Genomic DNA, 15,772 nt, shown 5'->3' with positions numbered 1-15,772 from the left:
CCTGGCTCAGCAGACGGATTCCGGCCATTCGGCCCCACTAGCGTCGTCCGCGTCGGCCGCGCCGGTCACCCCCCGACCGCGCATCTGCCAGCCCCGGAGGTACGCCCCATGACGACCCAGCAGCCCCACCGCCGCCCCGGCGGCCGCCGTCGGCGCAGCCGCAGGGGCACCGTGCTCGGCGCCTCGGCGGTCGCCGCCGCCCTGGTCGCCGGCGGCGTCGTCGTCCTCGCCTCCTCGGCCAGCGCCGCCCCGCTCGGTGCCGTCTACACCCGCACCAGCGGCTGGGACTCCGGCTACACCGGCCAGTACCTGGTCACCAACCCGGCGGACCGGGCGATCGAGGACTGGACGCTCACCTTCGACCTGCCCGCCGGCGCGAAGATCGACTCGCTCTGGAACGCCACCTTCACCGCCGAGGGCGGGCACATCACCGTCCGGCCCCAGGAGTGGAGCAAGCGGCTGGAGCCCGGGCGGAGCGTCGTGGTCGGCTACGTCGCGCAGGGCACCGGCGCGGCCCAGGCCGAGCCGGGCAACTGCCTGATCAACAAGACCTCCTGCAAGGCCGGGGACGGCACCGTGCCCACCCCGTCCGGCCGCCCGACCGGTACCGCGACGGCCTCGGCGTCCGCCTCGCCGTCCGCGTCCGTCCCGCCGACCCCGACGGCCTCCGCCTCGGCCACCGCTACCGGGACGGCCACCGTCCGGCCCACCACCGGGGCGCCGAGCCCGACCGGCAGCGCGACCGTCCGGCCGACCACCCCGGTCACTCCGACCCCGACGGCCACCACGACCGCCACCGCCGCGCCCACCACCCCGGCGCCCACCGCCACCGCGACCGGCACCCCCGCCCCGACGGGCGGCGGCCGCTTCGCGCCCTACGTCGACACCTCGCTCTACCCGCCGTACGACCTGGTCGCCACCGCCAAGGCCACCGGGGTCAAGGACTTCACCCTGGCCTTCGTCGTCTCCGGCGGCGGCTGCACCCCGAAGTGGGGCGGCGTCACCGAACTCGCCGACGACGCGGTGGCGGCCCGGATCGGCGCCCTGCGGGCGATCGGCGGCGACGTCCGGGTCTCCTTCGGCGGCGCCAACGGCAGCGAGCTCGCCCTCGCCTGCTCCTCGGTCGCCGACCTGACCGCCGTCTACCAGCGGACCGTCGACGCCTTCGGCCTCACCCGGCTCGACTTCGACGTCGAGGGCGGCGCGATCGCCAACACCGCGGCCAACACCCGGCGCGCCCAGGCGATCGCCCAGCTCCAGAAGAACGCCGCCGCCAAGGGCAGGGCCCTGGACGTCTCCTTCACCCTGCCCGCACTCCCCTCCGGACTGACCCAGGAGGGCGTCAACCTGGTCGCCGACGCCAAGAACAACGGTGTGACGATCGGGGCGGTCAACATCATGGCGATGGACTACGGCGACGGGGTCGCCCCCTCCCCGCAGGGCCGGATGGGCACCTACGCCATCGCCGCGGCCACCGCCACCCAGGCCCAGGTGAAGAGCGTGCTCGGCCTGGACGACGCGGCCGCCTGGCGCCGGGTCGCGGTCACCCCGATGATCGGCGTCAACGACGTGGCCAGTGAGGTCTTCACCGTCGCCGACGCCAAGCAGCTCGCCGAGTTCGCCGGGACCAAGCACCTGGCCTGGCTGGCGATGTGGTCCGGCACCCGCGACAAGGCCTGCGAGGGCGGCGCCAAGGCGTACGCGGACGCGAGCTGCAGCTCGATCGTCCAGCAGCCGCTGGACTTCACCCGGGCCCTGGGCGCCTACACCGGCTGACCGGCCCGCCGGGGCCCGTCACGGGCCGCCGCCGACCGGCCCGCCGGGCCCGCCGACCTCGCGCGGCACCCGGGCGGATCCGTCCGCCGCACCGACTCCGGCCGTCCGTGCCCCGACCGCAACGGGGCACGGCCGGCCGGCTCCAATCCCCCGGCCATCACTCTCTGTTACGGCGATGGATCGGCCCGTCCGCCGGGCATCCGGTATCGTCGCTGGTTGGCCGATCGGCGGACGGAGCGAGAAGTGACAGCGGTGCAAGACGAGCGCGGCGCGGTGGACACCCCACCCGACCTGACGCCCGCCCCCCTGTCGGACCGGCTGCGCACGGCCCTCGGAGCGCCCGTCCGCGCTCTGCGCGAGGCCCCGCGCCGCCCGCTGCTGACCGTCTCCGTGCTCGCGCTGGTCTCACTGCTCGGCTACGCGGTGGTGCGGCACTTCGCGCACACCTCGATGGTCGACATGATCGTCTACCGGGCCGAGGGCGCCGCCGTCGTCAACGGCGGGGACCTCTACGGCCTGCGCGTCACCCAGTGGAACCTGCCCGCCACCTACCCGCCGTTCGCCGCGATGCTGTTCGTGCCGACGACCTGGTTCCCGGTGCCGTTCCTGCGGGTCGCGATCACACTCTGCAACCTCGGGCTGCTCGCGCTGTTCGCCCACCTGTCGTTCAAGCTGGTCGGCTGGCCGCGCCGGGACCTCCGCGCGATCGGCGTGATCCTGGTCACCGGCGCCGGCGTCTGGCTGGAACCCGTCTACACCACGCTGCGCTACGGCCAGATCAACCTCGCCCTGGCCTGCCTCATCCTCTGGGACCTCACCCGGCCCGACGGCAAGCGCAGCAAGGGCGTCGCGATCGGCATCGCCGCCGGCATCAAGCTCACCCCCGGCCTGTTCGCGGTCTACCTGCTGCTCACCGGCCGGATCCGGGCGGCGTTCGTGGCCGGCGCGACCTTCCTCGGCACCTTCCTGCTCGGCGCGCTCGTCCTGCCCGACGCCACCTGGGGCTTCTGGACCAAGTACCTCTACGACTCCTCGCGGGTCGGCAAGACCGAGATCGTCGACAACCAGGCGCTCAGCGGCGCCGTCGCCCGACTGCTGCACACCCCCGCACCGGGCCTCACCGGCACCCTGGCGGCCGTCGCCGTCGCGGCGGCCGGCCTCGGCGTCGCCGCCTGGGCCGCCCGCAGCTCGCGGTGGCTGGCGCGCTCCGAGGCGTGGGGCGTCTGCTGCGCCGCCGTGACGGCCGTCCTGATCTCGCCGATCAGCTGGACCCACCACTGGGTCTGGTGCGTGCCCCTGCTGGTGCTGCTCGGCTCCGAGGCGGCGGTCGAACGGGCCCGCCCGGCCGCCGTCCGCAAGCTGCGCTGGCGGCTCGCCTTCGGGGCCACGCTGATCGCCTTCCTGTCGTTCGCGATGTGGCTCGCCAAGCCGAAGGGCGCGCTGGTGCTGGAGCTGTCGCCGCTCCACCAGATCCCGACCTCGGTCTACCCGCTCGTCGGGATCTGCTTCCTGCTGGCCGCCGCGCTACGCGTCCGGGCCCGGCGTGCGGCGGCCGGGGCGGCGCCGACCGCGCTGCCCGGTCAGCGCGACAGCGGTTCGTCGGACTCCGCGCGCGAGCGTCAGCAGGCCCCCGCGGCCCGCTGACTCGGCCCGGCCCCCGGGGACGGTCGGACGGCTGCCGGTGGCCGCCGGACCGGTGCCGGTGCCGGTGACGGCCGCGCGGGTACGGGCGGAGCCCCGTCGGTCCGGCCGGACCGACCCCGGCCCTCGACCGGGGGGACCCCCGAGGGTCGGCACGGCGTGCTCCGCACGGCGCCGGGCCCGCCGAGCGGGGACGCGACGCCTCACGCGAGCAGCTCGGCCAGCGAGCCGTCCATGTCCAGCGCGGCCAGCTCGCTGCCCGGCGGCACCAGCCGGTGCGCCCGCTCCAGCCAGGCGGCCACCACCGGCAGCGGCGCCTCCAGCAGCGCGTCCCCGGCCGGGGAGCTCAGCGCCATGCAGAGCACGCTGCGCCGCCCCGAGCGGGTGGGCCAGATCCGCACATCGCCCTGGCCGCAGGGCCGGAAGGTGCCCTCCACCAGCAGCTCGCGGGCGAACACCCAGGTGACCGGCGAGCCGGTGTCCAGGTGGAAGGTGATGTGCACGGCGTACGGGTCGTGGCTGCCGTAGGACAGCCGGGCGGGGACGGGGACGCTGTGCTCGGGGGAGAGCACCAGGTTGAGCTCCAGCTCGTGCTCGACCACGCTCGTCGGGCGCTCCATGATCGGGTTCCTCTCTGCCTGCGGTTCGTGCCCGCTGTCGGGCCCTTGCACCTGGGAGAGCGCGGCCCGGGAGCGCTCTTACACGGGTTTCCGGAATTTCTTCGGCCCGGGACACGTCGGTGGACGGGTGGGTGGACGGTCCGGGTGGGCACCTGGGCGAATTCCTGGGCGAATTCCGGGGTGGACGCCGGGCGGGGCTCCTCGGGGGACTCCGCGCCGGGTCCGTCGCCGGGGGTACACGGAGTGGTGAAGGGTGAAGGGTGGGCGCGCGGTAGGGCATGTGCGCCGTCTTCCTTACCGTGGGCGGCCCCGGGCTGTCCCCCGAATGGGCAACTTCGCACCGCGCCCCCGCCGAGGCACTACGCTTTGTGACTGCCCGGCGACTGTCCGCCTCTTCGGCGGTACCCCCCCTCGCGCGCGCCGACGGCGGAGCCATCCGGGGCGCCCGGGCCACCGTCGCGCACACCCGCTCGCCGGGCGAGCCGCATCGGCCCTGCCAGGAAAGAGACCCCCATGACGGACCGGCCCCACGCGGGCGGCAGCACGGAGACGGCGGCCGGCCCCGCGCCGGGCTACTACCCCGACCCGTCCGTTCCCGGTTTCGTCCGCTACTGGGGCGGCTCGGCCTGGGTGCCCGGCACCAGCAGGGCGGCCCCGGCCGAGGGCGAGGTGCTGGAGCCGCCGCGGTACGCGACCCGCCGCCCCGCGGCGGCGGGCGCCGGCGCCGGGGCCCGGTACGTGCCGCCGCCGGTGGTCGCCGAGTCGGTGCCGGTGCCGGTGCCGGTGCCCGTGTCCGGGCCGGTGCCCGCGACTCGGCCCGTGCCGGAACCGGCGTCCGGCGGGGACACCGGGCCGGTGTACCTGGACCGGACGGCGGGCGGGGCGTCGTTCACCTTCACGGCCCCGGACAACGGTCCGGTGTTCCGCCCCGGCGGGGGACCGGTGGTGGTCGACGGGGCGGCGGGGCCGGCGCCCGACCCCGTGCCGGAGGCACCAGCCCACGCGGCACCGGAGCCGGCCGGCTGGCAGGCGGACCCCCGGGCGCAGCGCGGCCTGATGGAGACGGGGAGTGCGCCGCGGTGGGTCTCCTGGGGGGTGCTGCCCGGGGCGGAGGAGCCGTCCGGCGCGGTGTCCGCCGAGCCGCCCGCCGCGGGCGAGGCGTCCGTGCCGCGCGCCGTGCCGCTCTCCGTGTCGCCCTCGGGGCCGCTCGCCGCGCCGGTGTCGCCCGCCGTTCCCGACCCGGACGAGCCGCGTCCCGTCCCGGGGCCGAGGGTCTCTGCCCCGGCGGCGTCCGCCGTCGTGGAACTCCCGGCGCGGCCGGAGCCGGAGCCGGAGCCGGAGCCGACGCCGGAGCCGGAGCCGGTCGAGGTGGCGGACGCGGTGGAGGCCGTCGAGCCGCCCCCGTCCGCCGTCGCTCCCGCCCGCCGTCCGGCTGCCGCCGCCGGGGCCGTTGCCGCCGGGGCCGTTGCTGCCGCGGTGCCCGCCCGGACGCCGCCCCCCGCCCCCCGCCGCCGTCGCGCTTCGGCGGCCCCGGTGCTCCGCCCCGCCGGCCTCGGCCGCCGGCTCCTCGCCCGGCTCGTCGACACCGCCGTGCTGGCCGTGGTCGCCGTCGCCGCCGGGGTCCCGCTCGGCCGCTCCGTCGAGGCCCACCTCCAGCGCAAGCTCGACCAGGCCCGGATGGCCAGCAGTCTCACCCGCCGTCAGACGGACGTCTGGCTGGTGGACGGCACGGTGCTCGGCAAGGTCGCCGTCCTGCTCGGCATCCTGCTCTTCGTCGGCCTGCTCTACGAGGCCCTGCCGACCGCCCGCACCGGCCAGACCTTCGGCAAGCGGCTCGCCCGGATCCGGGTGGTCGCCACGGCCCGGGCGGGCTCGGCCGCCGCCCCGGACCGTCCCGGGCTCGGTCGTTCGCTGGTCCGCTGGCTGGTCGGACAGCTGTCGGCACTGCTGGTGGTCGGCCTGCTCTGGCCGCTGTTCGACCGCCAGGCCCGGCGCGGCTGGAACGACCGGGCGGCCCGCACCCGGGTCGTCCGGCTCTGAGTCCCGCCCTGCCCCGCGCTTGCCCCGCCGTCCTGCCCCGCTCCTGTCCGGCCCCGCCCCTGCCCGGCCCCGCCGTCCTGCCCTGGCGGCCGCCCGTCCGCCGCTCCGGTGGCCTCGGTCGACAAAACGGACTGAATATCCCAAATCCACAGAATGCGTGATGTTCTACTCGGGGAATGAGTACCTACGACCCCTCAGGCCCCGAGCCGGAGGGGGGCGGCAAGCCCTCCTTCGGCAAGCAGCCCCCGCAGCAGGGCGGCGGCACGCCGGAAGGTGCGCCGTCGGACCCGTACGGCACCCCGCCGCCCCCCGGTGGCCCCGGAGCCGGCGGCCCCGGCGCGTACGGCGGCACCTACGGCGGAGCCCCCGGCGGGGGCCCGTACGGCCAGGGCCCCTACGGCCAGGGCCCCTACGGCCAGGGCCCCTACGACCAGCCGCCGCCCGGCCAGGGTCCCGCCGGGTACGGCACGCCCGGTGGCGGCCCCGTCCCCGGGATGCCCCCGCTCGGCACCTGGCCCAACCGGATCCTCGCCCGGCTGATCGACTACCTGCTGGTCCAGGCCGTCGCCGTGATCCTGGTCCTGCCCTTCGCCAGCCTCACCGACCGCTCCGGTTCGGCCGGCTCGTTCTGGCTCGCCTGCGGGATCTGGCTCGTCTACGAGGGAGTGATGCTCGGCCGGGACGGCCAGACCCTCGGCAAGAAGGCCATGAAGGTCCGGGTCGCCATGCTGGTCGACGGCAACACCCCGACCCAGTCGGCCGCCTGGACCAGGTCGGCGGTCTTCATCCTGCCCGCGGTGATCTGCTGCGCCGTCCTCTGGTGGCTGATCGACGGCCTGTTCGGCGTGTTCGACAAGCCGTACCGGCAGTGCATCCACGACAAGGCCGCGAAGACCGTGGTGGTCTCCACGGCCTGAACCGGTCTCCTATTCGTGCCCGCCGACCGGCGTGCGGTGGTCCGCGCGCCGGTCGGCCGCGTGCGGGGCACGTGCCGCGAGCGCCGTCACCAAGGTGCCCAGCGCGAGTGCGAACAGCACCACCGCGGCGACCCCCGGTACGGCCGAGACACCGGTGGCGGCCAGCAGGGCGACCGTGGCGGCGACCACGGTGAAGACACCGAGAGCGAACTGCGCGGTGGTCGGGCGGTGCGACATGGCGGAGTCCTTCGCGCGTCGGGGGGAACGGGCGGGCCGTCGCCGGGGCGGGCACCGGCCGCCCCGGTGCCGCCCGGGCCGCGGCGGGGAAACCGTGCGGGGGAAGGGCGTTCGGCGCGTTCCGGCGGTCGTCCGCGGCATTCCTCCCAGGCTAGCCCGGCGCGCCCGGGGCACGGGGGGCGCACGGGCTCACGGAACCGCCCCCGACGCCGTCCGCCCCGCTCGGTAGCGTGGGCCCGACCGCACCGCCGCACCACGCACCAGGGGGAACCGCCGTGCCCGTCCCTGCCGACTGGCCCACCACCGAGGCCGAGGCGCTCGCCGAACAGGAACGCCTGCGCCCGCTCGTCGACCCGACCGGGGCGATCGGCGCGGCTGCGGCCTCCTCCTCGGTCGGCGACGACCGGCTGATCGCCGGCGTCGACGTCGCCTACGACGACGAACGGGACCTCGTCGTCGCGGCCGCCGTGGTGCTCGACCTCGCCACCCTCGCCGTCGTCGACGAAGCCACCGCCACCGGGCACATCGCCTTCCCCTACATCCCCGGCCTGCTCGCCTTCCGCGAGATCCCCGCCGTGCTCGACGCCCTCGACACCCTCACCCACCGCCCCGGCACCGTCGTCTGCGACGGCTACGGCCTCGCCCACCCCCGTCGCCTCGGCCTCGCCAGCCACCTCGGCGTCCTCACCGGCCTGCGCACCCTCGGCGTCGCCAAGACCCCGTTCGTCTTCGACCACCTGCCGCCCGGCCCCGAGCGCGGCGACCGCACCCCGCTCACCGACCCGGCCACCGGGGAGGAGGTCGGCAGCGCCGTCCGCACCCGGGCCGGGGTCAAACCCGTCTTCGTCTCCGTCGGGCACCGCATCGGCCTCACCGAAGCCGTCGGGACCACCCTCGCCCTCGCCCCCCACTACCGCCTCCCCGAAACCACCCGGCACGCCGACTCGCTCTGCCGCCGCGCCCTCACCGCCCTCACCGCGAACGGCACCAGCGGCACCACCGTCGTTGCGTCGGACGTGAACTGACGGCACGCCAGGAGCCTGGATCGTGTGTTAGACATGACCGGATCAGCAGAACCGTGAACGACACACCGGCCGGACGCACGGGGGAGGCGCCGCAGTGGCAACGGGGAACGGAACAGGATCGACCGGCGGGTCCGGACGCGGCTACCGCGTCGAGGTCGAACAACTGCGCGCCTTCGCCGCCCAGGTGCGGCTGCTCCTGGCCGAGTTCCAGCACCACGCGGACGGCACCGCCACCCACGGCCGCAGCGGCATCGGCCCCAAGGCCCTCGGCACCTTCGCCGAGGCCACCGACCTGCACGGCCGCTACCAGACCATGCGCGACGGCCTGCGCGACGTCCTCGACCAGCTCCAGGAAGCCGTCGACGAGGCCCAGAAGAAGGCCGAACTCACCGCCACCAACTACGAGGAACAGGAACACCGCACCAGGACCAAGCTGAAGCTCGGCGAGGACGGCTGGTCCGTCGCCAACCCCTCCGCCACCAGCACCGCCGCCTACGCCCGGACCACCGCCCCGGCCCGGCACGACGACGGGAAGGGCGTCCGATGAAGTACACCGACTTCCGGCAGTTCAGCCACGCCGAACTCCGCGCCATGGTCCAGGCCCTCAACCCCGGCGAGGTGATGGCCGCCGCCGACCCCTGGCGCCGCGCCGCCGACACCCTCAAGGCCATCCGCACGACCCTCACCCGCGCCAGCACCGAGGCCGCCACCACCTGGGAGGGCAGCACCAGCGACGCCTTCCACACCCGCATGCTCCACCTCGCCACCACCATCAACACCGCCGCCTCCTACGCCAACGACGCGGCCATCACCCTCAAGGCGGTCTCCGAGGCCATCGCCGAGGCCAAGCGCAACATGCCCGAGGAACCCAGCGGCTGGGCCCAGTTCAAGGACGGCGTCGGCGACACCTTCTCCTCCCTCTTCGGCGCCGACGACGAGGACGCCCGCACCGACCTCGCCAACCAGAAGAAGGCCGAAGCCGCCACCGTCCTCCAGACCCTCGCCATGCACTACCGCACGGCCGCCCCGATGCTGAAGCCACCGCCGCCGCCGGCGAAGCCGGGAGGTAAGAACGACTACACAGATCTGCCTGAGGACGACGGCACCGGAGCAAGTGGATACGCGGCTGTCGGTGGCTTCCTCGGCGGTGCCGGAGCAGGCTACTCCGGGGCGGGCACGGTGCCTGTCTCCCGGCCACGGGAGACGGGGGTGGCGGATCCACGGACCGGCGGTACCGGACGTTCGGCCTCCCCGGCAGCGAGTCCGGCGTACTCGACACCACCACCCGCCCCCTCCGACCCCGGCGTCAAAGGTGGGGTTGCCATGTCGCCACCCAAGTCCGTGCCGGTGAGTTTCGGCGCCGGAACGGTCGTGGACGGCAACGAGCCTGGGTCCTCCTCGGCGCCCGGCAGGAAGTCGCCGGACCCCGGCAGCACGTCCTTGCTCGGTACGTCGGGGAGCGGCGGCAATCAAGTTCTGCCGAGCAGCTCGGCGGCCCAGCCCGTCGCATCGCAGGGGAATGGGGGCACATCTCCTCATCCGAGCGGGACAGCGCAGCCGTTCTCTCCTGTCGCTGGGGCCCGGCGCGACACATCGGAGCCTGAGGCCGCACGTGTCGGCAAGGAGCGGACATCGGGTCGGAACACCGCCGGTCGTAGCGGCGCGGCCTTCGGTGCGGAGGGTATGTCCGGTGCGAGCGGTGGCGGGATGTCCGGCGCCGGTTCTACCCGGGGGAGAGGCACTGCCGGAGGTGCAGCCGGGCGCGCCGGAGGCACGATCGTCGGTACAGGTGACCGGCCAGGCAAGGGGGGTGGAGGAAAGCAGGCCTTCACCGAAGGCGGTTCGGGGTTGGGAGTGCGGGGGCGGATCCAGCCGGAGACCGGTGGCAGGAGTCCTTCTGCGCAGACGCCATTGATGCCGCTCGGCAGCTCTGGCAGGGGACGGGAGGATGAGGAGAAGAAGCGGCGACGTCCCGACTACCTGGTCGAGGACGAGGAGACCTGGGCGTCTGACAAGCCCGCAAATCCGAACGTGGTGGAATGACGACCGGCCTTCGGGCCCAGGCGAATCGATCGGTTGCCCAATGGGTCGTTCGGATCCGGGGCAGCCTCTGCGCTGAGTGGGGTGGCAGGGCTTGACTGGCAGGCGTCTGAGTCGTGGGGCAGCCGTGTTGGCGGGGGTGCTGCTGGTAGTCGCCGGCGCCGGGGTGTCCCGCGCCGACAGCGTGAGGGATTCTCAGTGGCCGCTTGCCACGTACCGGGCCGAGTCTGCGGTCTGGCCGGTCTCGCAGGGAGACGGTGTCACGGTCGCGGTCATCGACAGCGGCGTGTTGAAGGACCATCGAGACCTGACCGGGCAGGTGTTGGCGGGTAAGGACTTCACCGGGGCGAACACCGACGGCACCGTGGACACCAATGGCCACGGAACCGGTATGGCCAGTCTCATCGCCGGCCATGGCCACGGCGATGGGGCCGGCATCATGGGTCTGGCTCCCAAGGCCAAGATTCTTCCGGTTCGGATCCCGATGGAGGGGGAGTCGCTCTCGCTGCAGTCGGAGCTTGCCCTGGCGATCCGCTACGCAGCCGACCACGGTGCGAGCGTCATCAACATGTCCATCGGTGGACTCTCCCGGACCGATCCCGAGGAACGTGCGGCGGTCAAGTACGCGGTCGACAAGGACGTGGTCCTGGTGGCAAGCACAGGCAATGAGACGAGCTCTGTGCTCTACCCGGCAGCCTTCCCCGGGGTGGTCGCGGTCGGGGCCGTCGACCAGAACGGCCAGCTCTGGAGCAAGTCCAACGTCGGCCCCGAGACCACCCTGGTGGCGCCCGGCGCGGACATTCCCCTGGCTGGTGCCAAGTCGACGAGTGCACAGGGCCTCGGCAACGGAACCTCCGACGCCACCGCCTACGTCTCCGCCACCGCCGCCCTGATCCGCGCGAAGTACCCGTCGCTCTCCGCCGGGCAGGTCATCAACCGGATGATCAAGTCCGCCTCCGCACCCGGCGACGGCTCGGCCGTCCCCAGCAACCGTTACGGCTACGGGGTGTTGGCGCCGGGCAAGGCGTTGGAGGCGAATCCGGCGGTGGACAGCGGCTCGCGGGAGAACCCGCTGCTGGGCCGGGCGGAGTCGCAGGGCACGGTGCCGCCGCCGACCGAGGAGGCGTGGGAGTCGCCGGAGGCCGCGGCGCCGGTGGCGGACGGGGGCAACCGCGGGGTGCGGTGGGTGGCGGTGGCGGCCGCGGGGGTAGCCGGTGTTGTGGCGGTGGGGGGAGTCGTGGCGGTGCTGGTGGTCCGGGGGCGGCGTCGGCGGGAGCGGGCGGCCGCGGCGGCGTACCAGGGGTATCCGCCGCCGCGGCAGGGCTGAGGGCCTACTCGGCGACGGCGATCTGCTCGCGGTGGCGGGCGGCCGGGCCGGCGAGCTGGTCGGTGACGGCGGTGGCGAGGTCGGCCTGGGCGATCCGTTCGCCGAGGACCTGGGGGCCGCCCACCCGGTAGTGGCCGGTGCCGGGGGCGGTGCGGTCGAGGTCGAGGGGCGGGGTGACGACGACCCAGTCGAGGGTGGTGGGGGAGTCGCGGAGCAGGTCGAGGGCGGCGGCGTGGCCGAGGGAGAAGGCGCGGTGGGCCTCGGGGAAGGCGGGGTCGTCGTGGACGGCGACGCCGGGGGCGGTCTCCAGGGTGGTGGCGATGCCGACGTGGACGAGGCGGTGGACGCCCGCACGAGCGAGGCCGGCGATCAGGGCACGGGTGGCGGCGGGGTAGAACTCGCCGGAGGGGACGTCGGGCGTGTAGACGGTGCTGACGGCGGCGGCGTGGCCCCGGGCGGCGGTGGCGACGGCGGCGGGGTCGGTGACGTCGCAGGGGACCACGGTGATCCCGGGGCCGGCCAGGTCGGGGTGCCGTTCGGGGGAGCGGACGGCGGCGGTGACGGTCAGTCCGCGGCGTCGGGCCTCGGCGACGACGGCGCGGCCGACCTGGCCGCCGGCGCCGAAGACGACGAGGTCGGTGGTGGTGGCGGGGGTGCGGTCCATGGCGGTCTCCGTCGGTGGGTCGGGGCGGGGCCAAGGGGGGCCGTCCGCCGTCGCGGTGACGGTAGACCGGGGGGTGCCGGTTACTTCAACGGTACCGGCGGGGGCCGCCGTTCGGTTACGGTCGGGGGATGACTCGGACCGTGCCCGCGCCGCTGCCACCGGACCTCTTCGACCCGGACTGCCCCGTGCCGACGGTCCCGGTGCTGGGCGGGAAGAAGTGGGCCTGGCGGATCCTGCGCTGTCTGGAGGGCGGCCCGCGCCGGTTCTCGGAGCTGCGGGTGCCGCTGGTCGGGATCACGGCGAAGGTGCTGACCGAGTCGCTGCGGTCGATGGAGCAGGACGGCGTGCTGGAGCGCACGGAGTACGCGGAGAACCCGCCGCGGGTCGAGTACGCGCTGACGCCGCTCGGGCGGACGCTGCTGGGACCGATGGACGCGCTGTGCGACTGGAGCCGGGCGAATCTGGCGGAGCTGCTCGCCGCCCGGGCGGCCTCCGAGCGGGCTGCCGAACTCGCGGAGCGGTAGGGCTGGCAGGATTTCGGTGACCGCTGGCGCTGACGCCGCTGGTGGGAGCGGTCGGGGCGCGGCCATCCTGGGCGCATGACCGATTCCGAGCACACCTCGCCCGAGCCCGCCGTCACCACGGACGAGGCCGCCGAGGTCACCGCCGCCGACCCGATCGTCCCCGACACCAAGGACTGGACCTGGGTGCTGGAGCAGCCCTGCGCCGACTGCGGGCTGGACGCCGGCGCCGTGGTGCGGGAGGACGTGGCCGGGATGGTCCGGGCGAACGCGGCCGGCTGGACGGCGGTGCTGGGCGGCGACCCGGAGACGCTGCGCCGCCGTCCGCGTCCGGAGATCTGGTCGGACCTCGAATACGCGTGCCACGTCCGCGATGTCTTCCGGCTGTTCCGCGTCCGGCTGGACCTGATGCTGGACCAGGACGACCCGCTGTTCGCCAACTGGGACCAGGACGCGACGGCGGTCGCCGAGCGCTACGGCGAGCAGCGGCCGGCCGTGGTGGCGGTGGAGCTGGTGGAGGCCGCGGAGGCGCTGGCGGCGGCGTTCGAGGGGGTGGCGGGCGCGCGGTGGGCGCGGACCGGCAACCGCTCCGACGGGGCGCGGTTCACGGTCGAGTCGTTCGCCCGCTACCTGATCCACGACCCGGTCCACCACCTGTACGACGTGACGGGCGAGCGGGTCTGAGCGCGGGGGGCCGGTGCGCGGGCCGGTCTGCGGGCCTGCGTGCGAGCCTGTGTGCGGCCCGTGGGCGGGCCCGGGCGGGCCGCTGCGGGCCGGGCAGGGCCCGGGGGCGGCTCACCAGCCGGAGGCCTCACGCAGCATGGTGCGGCGGAGCCGCCCGGCCACGCTGGCGGTGTCGGTGCCGATGACGTCGGCGATCTCGGGCGCGGCGAGACCGACGACGTAGTGCAGGATCGCGAGGTCGTCGTCGGCGGCGTGGCCGGGACGGTCCTGGGCGGCGGCGGGGCGGGCCGCGGGCAGGCCGCTCTGCCGGGTGTGCTCGTCGACGGTGGCGCGCAGGATCTGCCAGGCGTGCGCGGTGGGATTCGAGCTCCCCAGCAATTCGCGCCACTGGACGGCGATTTCGGCGAAGGCCTGTTGGACGGCGCCGGTCGCCCGGTCCGGGTCGGGCAGCCAGACCCGGGCGTAGCTGAGGTACCGCGGCCGGTGCAGTTCGCAGAAGGCCGCGAACTCCAGCGGTACGGCGGGTGGGTCGCCGGGCCCCGGGGGTGGCTCGGCGGTGCTGTCGTGGCGTTGGGTCATCTCGGCTTCTCGGCAAGTGAGATGGGCATCTGACGGTCGATCATCTGTGCTCACTCTACGGTAGGCGCTCGGTGCGCTGGGTTACCAATCGGATGGAATGCCCGGAAGGAGTCGCCGTGCGGCCGGTTCCGGCGGTGGCCGGGTGGGGTCCGGCGTGCGGTGCGGCGGTGGCGGAGGGGCGTGGAGTGCTGCGCAGTGGTGTCAGAGGCTGAGGTGCGGTGCTTCGTGGCCGGTCAGCGGGGTGGCACGGCCGCGGTGGCGGATCGGTCGGTGCGCCACCGCGAGGGGTGTGATGTGCCACCGTAAGCGGTTCGGCGGTTCCCGTCCACGCCTGCGGCGCGAAGCCGCGCCCGCACCACCGGTCGCACTACCGCTCGCGCGCTGGGTGGGCCGGGCCGGGCTGCGGCGATGACGCGGGCAGCGGCCTGGCGGCGCGGTTCGGGAGCGGGAGGGGCGGTGGGCCGGCCCCGTCGCACGCGTCCCGCGTGCCCGGCCCTTCGTCGGCGGATCGCCGTGTACGAGCAGAGAGTTGACGAACTGTCAGGTTGTGTTGCGGGTCTTCGTCGGAGCGGTCAGGTCGTCCGGGGCGGTGCTCCGGGCGAGTTGGGCGGGGAAGGCTTCCGCGGCCCGGCGACGGGCGCGTCGCGCGGCCGCCGCAGCCGCGGCCCCTGCGGTGCGGGCCACTTCCTCGGCCACGGCCAGCCGTTCCCGTTCGTGCTCCCGGCCCCGGAGGTCCTCGGGGCGGACGCCGGCCGTGCCGTGGTCCGAGGTCCCGCGTCCCGCCGCGCTGCCGTCCGGCAGGTCTGCGGCCAGCACCTCGGTCCCCAGCGCCTCGGTCCCCGGCGCGTCGGCGTCCGGAGCGTCGGTATCGGGCACCTCGGTATCGGGGACCGCGCTATCGGGCGCGTCGACGTCCGGCGGGACGCCGTCCGGCGAACCCCGGTCCGGGGCCGTACAGTCCGGCGTTGTACGGTCCGGCTTCGGACGGTCCGGAGCCGCGCCGTCCCGGGCGGCGGGCACGGGGGCGGGATGCTCCGCGGCTTCGCGGCCAGGGTCCTCCCGGAGCTCGCGCAACTCGTGCGCGGTGCCCTCGGCGGCCTCGTGCGCGGCCCTGGTGGCCGCGCGCAGGCGGGCCGCCCCGGAGGCCCCCCGGGCTCGCCCGGGGGCGGTGCGCGCCGCTTGTTCCTCGGCCGCCTGTCTAGCCGCCAGGTAGGCCTGGACGGCCGCCATTCCGTAGACGGGCTGGATCAGTTGATGGCCCTTGAAGAAGGGGCGGGCGGGCGCGAATCCGGCGGCGACCACGAGGTCGCGGATCTCGGCTATCTCCGCTTCGCTGCGCGCGGTGAAGCGGACCTCCCAGCCCTTCTTGTAAGTATGGCCCTGTGCGCCGCTGCGGCGGGCCGGGTCCGGCCGGCGGACGTATCCGGGCAGGCGTCCGAGGCGGAGCTGGGCCGCGCGGAGGCCGGCGGTCTCGTCACGTGACATGTACTAAGGGTAGGCAATCCGGCGGGCTGGAGTGACGCCCGGAGGTGACTTTGCCGTATGTGCTTGGTCACGGACGGTCAGACGGCCTGGTGGTCGATCGAGAGTGATCGAGTATGACAAAACGATGATCACCCATTCCTCCGAATGGGTGAGGGTATGAGGACTTTAGTGCGGGCTGGTCCCGGTTTCGCGACGGTTGGGTAACAGTGCGTCAGG

The 15,772-nt window shown here is 74.9% G+C and carries 15 protein-coding genes; 10 read left to right on the top strand and 5 right to left on the bottom strand.

What is annotated here, in order from left to right; all coding sequences use genetic code 11:
* Positions 1-108 precede the first annotated feature (108 nt).
* Both ACW14Y_RS16305 and ACW14Y_RS16300 read left to right on the top strand, forming a co-directional pair.
* The gene (locus ACW14Y_RS16305) at positions 109-1,776 is read left to right on the top strand and encodes a glycoside hydrolase family 18 protein (protein WP_456987346.1); all 1,668 of its coding nucleotides are present in this window, start codon (positions 109-111) and stop codon (positions 1,774-1,776) included.
* 243 nt (positions 1,777-2,019) lie between these two features.
* Positions 2,020-3,420: a glycosyltransferase 87 family protein gene (locus tag ACW14Y_RS16300; protein WP_380387096.1), complete on the top strand. Its 1,401-nt coding sequence runs from the start codon at positions 2,020-2,022 to the stop codon at positions 3,418-3,420.
* A gap of 200 nt (positions 3,421-3,620) precedes the next feature.
* Here the strand turns inward: ACW14Y_RS16300 and ACW14Y_RS16295 are convergent, their stop codons facing one another.
* Entirely contained in the window at positions 3,621-4,037 is a 417-nt protein-coding gene (locus ACW14Y_RS16295) for an SsgA family sporulation/cell division regulator (RefSeq protein ID WP_266269651.1), read from the bottom strand.
* Between the two features lie 513 nt (positions 4,038-4,550).
* Between ACW14Y_RS16295 and ACW14Y_RS16290 the strand changes: the two genes are divergently transcribed.
* On the top strand, positions 4,551-6,077 hold the full coding sequence (locus ACW14Y_RS16290) for an RDD family protein (RefSeq protein WP_456987344.1): 1,527 nt from the start codon (positions 4,551-4,553) through the stop codon (positions 6,075-6,077).
* A 176-nt stretch (positions 6,078-6,253) separates the two neighbouring features.
* A complete protein-coding gene (locus tag ACW14Y_RS16285) occupies positions 6,254-6,994 on the top strand; it encodes an RDD family protein (protein ID WP_456987342.1) in 741 nt (246 codons plus the stop codon).
* Between the two features lie 9 nt (positions 6,995-7,003).
* Here the strand turns inward: ACW14Y_RS16285 and ACW14Y_RS16280 are convergent, their stop codons facing one another.
* Entirely contained in the window at positions 7,004-7,231 is a 228-nt protein-coding gene (locus tag ACW14Y_RS16280) for a hypothetical protein (RefSeq protein ID WP_402723891.1), read from the bottom strand.
* Positions 7,232-7,506: 275 nt separating this feature from the next.
* On the opposite strand from ACW14Y_RS16280, the gene ACW14Y_RS16275 reads away from it, so the two are divergent.
* From ACW14Y_RS16275 to mycP, 4 genes are all read left to right on the top strand, one after another.
* Positions 7,507-8,256 carry an endonuclease V gene (locus ACW14Y_RS16275; protein ID WP_456987340.1) on the top strand — a complete coding sequence of 250 codons (750 nt, stop codon included), beginning with the start codon at positions 7,507-7,509 and terminating at the stop codon, positions 8,254-8,256.
* 94 nt (positions 8,257-8,350) lie between these two features.
* On the top strand, positions 8,351-8,803 hold the full coding sequence (locus ACW14Y_RS16270) for a hypothetical protein (RefSeq protein ID WP_380387084.1): 453 nt from the start codon (positions 8,351-8,353) through the stop codon (positions 8,801-8,803).
* A complete protein-coding gene (locus ACW14Y_RS16265) occupies positions 8,800-10,299 on the top strand; it encodes a WXG100-like domain-containing protein (protein WP_456987338.1) in 1,500 nt (499 codons plus the stop codon). The genes ACW14Y_RS16270 and ACW14Y_RS16265 overlap by 4 nt, the downstream gene beginning before the upstream one ends.
* Before the next feature lie 136 nt (positions 10,300-10,435).
* Positions 10,436-11,623: a type VII secretion-associated serine protease mycosin gene (gene mycP, locus ACW14Y_RS16260; protein ID WP_456987336.1), complete on the top strand. Its 1,188-nt coding sequence runs from the start codon at positions 10,436-10,438 to the stop codon at positions 11,621-11,623.
* A gap of 4 nt (positions 11,624-11,627) precedes the next feature.
* Here the strand turns inward: mycP and ACW14Y_RS16255 are convergent, their stop codons facing one another.
* Positions 11,628-12,287 carry an NAD(P)-dependent oxidoreductase gene (locus ACW14Y_RS16255; RefSeq protein WP_456987334.1) on the bottom strand — a complete coding sequence of 220 codons (660 nt, stop codon included), beginning with the start codon at positions 12,285-12,287 and terminating at the stop codon, positions 11,628-11,630.
* A gap of 128 nt (positions 12,288-12,415) precedes the next feature.
* Here ACW14Y_RS16255 and ACW14Y_RS16250 point away from each other — a divergent pair, with 128 nt between their 5' ends.
* Together ACW14Y_RS16250 and ACW14Y_RS16245 are read left to right on the top strand one after the other, a co-directional pair.
* The gene (locus tag ACW14Y_RS16250; RefSeq protein WP_456987332.1) at positions 12,416-12,811 is read left to right on the top strand and encodes a winged helix-turn-helix transcriptional regulator; all 396 of its coding nucleotides are present in this window, start codon (positions 12,416-12,418) and stop codon (positions 12,809-12,811) included.
* 75 nt (positions 12,812-12,886) lie between these two features.
* Entirely contained in the window at positions 12,887-13,492 is a 606-nt protein-coding gene (locus ACW14Y_RS16245) for a DinB family protein (RefSeq protein ID WP_456987330.1), read from the top strand.
* Positions 13,493-13,603: 111 nt separating this feature from the next.
* Here ACW14Y_RS16245 and ACW14Y_RS16240 read toward each other — a convergent pair whose 3' ends face one another.
* Both ACW14Y_RS16240 and ACW14Y_RS16235 read right to left on the bottom strand, forming a co-directional pair.
* A complete protein-coding gene (locus ACW14Y_RS16240) occupies positions 13,604-14,071 on the bottom strand; it encodes an RNA polymerase sigma factor (RefSeq protein WP_380302709.1) in 468 nt (155 codons plus the stop codon).
* Between the two features lie 540 nt (positions 14,072-14,611).
* Positions 14,612-15,556 carry a hypothetical protein gene (locus ACW14Y_RS16235; protein WP_456987328.1) on the bottom strand — a complete coding sequence of 315 codons (945 nt, stop codon included), beginning with the start codon at positions 15,554-15,556 and terminating at the stop codon, positions 14,612-14,614.
* Positions 15,557-15,772 lie beyond the last annotated feature (216 nt).

The organism is Kitasatospora sp. cg17-2, from assembly GCF_054031055.1.
The sequence above is the reverse complement of the archived record's forward strand: the minus strand, read 5'-3'. Positions and strand labels throughout refer to the sequence as shown.

What these genes read in the sequence shown, in the direction of transcription:
- ACW14Y_RS16305 (WP_456987346.1), top strand. Translation starts at nt 109, where the DNA reads ATGACGACCCAGCAGCCCCACCGCCGCCCCGGCGGCCGCCGTCGGCGC.
- ACW14Y_RS16295 (WP_266269651.1), bottom strand. Translation starts at nt 4,037, where the DNA reads ATGGAGCGCCCGACGAGCGTGGTCGAGCACGAGCTGGAGCTCAACCTG.
- ACW14Y_RS16290 (WP_456987344.1), top strand. Translation starts at nt 4,551, where the DNA reads ATGACGGACCGGCCCCACGCGGGCGGCAGCACGGAGACGGCGGCCGGC.
- ACW14Y_RS16285 (WP_456987342.1), top strand. Translation starts at nt 6,254, where the DNA reads ATGAGTACCTACGACCCCTCAGGCCCCGAGCCGGAGGGGGGCGGCAAG.
- ACW14Y_RS16280 (WP_402723891.1), bottom strand. Translation starts at nt 7,231, where the DNA reads ATGTCGCACCGCCCGACCACCGCGCAGTTCGCTCTCGGTGTCTTCACC.
- ACW14Y_RS16265 (WP_456987338.1), top strand. Translation starts at nt 8,800, where the DNA reads ATGAAGTACACCGACTTCCGGCAGTTCAGCCACGCCGAACTCCGCGCC.
- ACW14Y_RS16255 (WP_456987334.1), bottom strand. Translation starts at nt 12,287, where the DNA reads ATGGACCGCACCCCCGCCACCACCACCGACCTCGTCGTCTTCGGCGCC.
- ACW14Y_RS16250 (WP_456987332.1), top strand. Translation starts at nt 12,416, where the DNA reads ATGACTCGGACCGTGCCCGCGCCGCTGCCACCGGACCTCTTCGACCCG.
- ACW14Y_RS16245 (WP_456987330.1), top strand. Translation starts at nt 12,887, where the DNA reads ATGACCGATTCCGAGCACACCTCGCCCGAGCCCGCCGTCACCACGGAC.
- ACW14Y_RS16240 (WP_380302709.1), bottom strand. Translation starts at nt 14,071, where the DNA reads ATGACCCAACGCCACGACAGCACCGCCGAGCCACCCCCGGGGCCCGGC.
- ACW14Y_RS16235 (WP_456987328.1), bottom strand. Translation starts at nt 15,556, where the DNA reads ATGTCACGTGACGAGACCGCCGGCCTCCGCGCGGCCCAGCTCCGCCTC.